At 57.9% G+C, this 3,178-nt stretch carries 2 protein-coding genes; both read right to left on the bottom strand.

Annotated elements, in window-relative coordinates; all coding sequences use genetic code 11:
* Positions 1–333: 333 nt before the first annotated feature.
* On the bottom strand, positions 334–1,377 hold the full coding sequence (locus tag PHW69_10030) for a PorV/PorQ family protein (GenBank protein ID MDD4005521.1): 1,044 nt from the start codon (positions 1,375–1,377) through the stop codon (positions 334–336).
* A 4-nt stretch (positions 1,378–1,381) separates the two neighbouring features.
* Positions 1,382–3,178: lectin like domain-containing protein (locus PHW69_10025; protein ID MDD4005520.1), on the bottom strand; the 1,797-nt coding region annotated here is incomplete at its 5' end.

Below are 3,178 nucleotides of genomic sequence, written 5' to 3'. Positions count from 1 at the left end.
CAGCCGTTTGGCAGATTTATTGCGCAGACATAGAGGCACACCGGTCGAACACAAAAAAGTGCTTGTTGCACATTACTTAAACAGCCGTAAAGGTGTTAAAAAACCCACACAAAATGTTACTTAACTCCGGTATTTGGTCAGATGGGTATTCTGTTTCTACGGCAGGGATAAACGAGGCGCAACTCAGAGTATATAGATATGCAAGGACAGGAAGATGCGGGGCAAACAGCTTGGCTCTTTGGAAAGAAGAACCCCCCGGCTTGCCGGTAAAGCGTAATAACAACGGCAGGCCAAGGGCACAGCCGGGGGAGTGTCATTGAACCGATGCCCGGATTATTCCGGCAGCACAAGTATTTCCGGATCTTCCGGCTCACGATCGAAACGGTCGGTGTTTTTTTCAGCCGGGCTCCGCCGGAACCTTTGTGAAAGGCCGGTTGTCCCGGCGCGCGCGGATCCGAATTTGAAAGCCAGCGTCATTTTATGCGCGTTGCCCAGATCGCCGCAGGGCATGAAAGCGTAATCAAAAGACATATCTTTCGTTTTTATGCCAAGACCGAGCGCGAAGCCCTGTCCCGCGCCGTCGGACTGGCCGCTTCGCCAGCCGCACCGCACGGGAATTTCCACCGCAGAGCCGTCTTCGAACCCGAAAACGTATTCGGCGCCCACGCGCATGCTCATATCCTCGTCGTTGGGCTTGACGTATTCCGCCGTAGCCAGCAGCGAATTCCACGGCGTGATGGTCACGCCGCCGCGCAGCGTAACCGGCAGCGGGAACTCTTCCGTGGCGAGTTTCATTTTCGTGCCCGCTGCATTCTGCACCGCCGCGCCCAGCCGCACAAGGCGGTTATAGAAAATCGCGCCAAGATCGAACGCATAGGCGGCGGCGTTTTTATCGGAAACCGACTGGCGGATAAATTTGCCCGAGCCGCCGAACGCCATGTTTTTAAACGGCTGGTAGGCCAGATTGACTAGCCCGTACCCTTCGTTCGCGCCGAACGAGCCGGACTTGTTGCCGGAAGCGTCGTATTGGGAAACGTCGTCCGCGAACCCGAAATTCGCGCCGAGCCCCACAGTCCATTTTTCGGTCAGCGGCAGGGCGCAGGCCAGATATTCAGTGCGCACGCCCGCGAGCCATTCGGTGTGCGTGAACAGGATTTGTTTTTTGTCGAGCTGGGCTATGCCGGAGGGGTTGTAAAACATGGCGGAGGCGTCGTCCGCCACGGCGGCAAACGCGCCGCCAAGCGCAAGCGGCCGCGCCGCGCCGTCGAGCTTGAGTGTGGATACGGCGGATGTTCCCGCGCCCGCAAACGCCGGTCCGCCCGCGCTCAGGAGCGCGGAAAGAACAAGCGCGTTTATTTTATTACGCGGGGCTGTCATGGCGTTACCAAAATACCGCCACTTTTTCGGTTTTCGGATTCATTGCGTCAGCCGTGAAAAGCACTATGTATACGCCGCTGGCGACGCGTTCGCCCGCCTGGTTCTTTCCGTCCCATAAAGCCTGATTGGCGGGCGTTAGTCCGTCTATCCGGTCAAACGTGCGAACCAGCTGGCCCGACAGCGAGTAAACCCGTATTTTTACGTTCGTCTGTCCGGTAAGGAGTCCGCCCAGCGTCATCGTGGCGTTTTTTTTGAAATCGCAGGGGCTGGGATAGCCTTTAACGACTATCGTGGAGGTGTCAATGCCGCCGGCCTGACTGGCGGACGTATAGGCTTTAAGGCAGGCGCTGGTTTTGGCGTACATTTCCGTGAGGTCAGTCCAGGAACCGCCGTCGTCACTGTAAAAAGTTTCGTTTGCGGAAGCGTTGGCTTTGGCGGAATAAAAGCCGTCATTATATTCGATCGGAATCGGATAGACGTAGGACTGGTTAGCCAGCCTGACCACTGCCGAAAACCGCGTGCCCGCGTTCCTGAGCGTTACGGGTGTTGCCAGCGGGATGGTGTGATACCCGCTTAATGCCAGCGTGCCGGCCGCGGAATAAGCCAGCGTTCCGCTGCGCGGCGCACCCGCCGCCGAGCCTGTGTAAATGTAGATGTTGTACTGGGCTGCGCCGGATTCCGTGTTGTAGAATCCGACTGATTTTATCGTTTCGCCAGCCTCGGCGGACACGGCCTGCATGGCCATCCAGCCGGTCAGGCCGGAACCGATAGAATTGGTCCAGCCGAGAGTGTCGTACCCGTATTGACGGGTGTAATTGGAGGTTTCTTCCGCTGTGTGGAATACGGCTGTTTCGCAGCCGTGGGAAGTATCATAATAGGAAATGTAGAAGTAGCCGCCGTCTCCGATTTCCGACCCCCAGCTGTTGCGCGCCAGCCAGGCGCCGTCGCCTGCGGGCGTGCCGTTGGCGGAGGTTGTGAAGCTGGTTCGGTCGAGATTGTCCACCCAGCCGACCAGCGCTATCAGGTGTCCGCCGGCCCGGCTGCTTTGCGCCTGGCAGTTTCTGGAGCCGTTGCTTATGGTGCAATGCGAATTGTAAAAATAATAATAAGGTTTCGCGGGAATTGACACGGCGGCCGCGCCGTCCCAGTATATTGAAGCCGCCACTGCGCCGTAGCTGACGATTGCCGCTTTAACATTGTTTATGTACGTCGCGCTGTAGGCCTGCGAGGTTTTGGCCGGCAGCCACAGCGTTTCCTGCATGTGTTTGCGGACGGGTTTACCGGTCCGCCGCACGCCGTCATAAGGATCATCCGTTTCGTTTACCGGGCCGGCCCAGCGCAGCAGATACGCCGACGACATGAAAGTGTTGCCGCCGTAGTTCATCAGATCGGTGGAGTCGGTGAAAAAACCGCTGTTCATGGCAACACCGTTTTCCGAAAAGTCCCAGGTTTCAGCAGGCAGCAGATTTGATTCCAGCGAAGCCAGCGAGGCGAACGCCCAGCAGGTGCCGTAATCGCCCTGATCGCGGATAGCCGTCAGTTTCGACTGGCCGCGCAGATCGAAAGATGAGTCGCTCACTCCGAACGACAGGTCTTCGCCCGGCGCTATGTAAGACGCCAGCGCCGCGGCGCGGTTTTCCGGCAGTTGCAGGGTTATATCTTTCCCCGCGTCGGCCGAGCGGTCGAGTGGCGGGGGGCAGTATCCGAATCTGTCAAGCGCGGAAACGGGCGCGACCGCCGGCATCGTCCCTGCGCTTTTTTTTGCTTTTGCCGTCATATACGCCGTAAAGTCCGGATTATT

It is taken from the genome of Elusimicrobiaceae bacterium, assembly GCA_028700325.1.
GTDB lineage: Bacteria > Elusimicrobiota > Elusimicrobia > Elusimicrobiales > Elusimicrobiaceae > JAQVSV01.
Note: the sequence above shows the minus strand (reverse complement) of the source record. Positions and strands in the feature narration are given on the sequence as shown.

Bases quoted from the DNA above. Each gene is read 5' to 3' on its own strand.
- PHW69_10030 (MDD4005521.1), bottom strand. From the start codon at position 1,377: ATGACAGCCCCGCGTAATAAAATAAACGCGCTTGTTCTTTCCGCGCTC.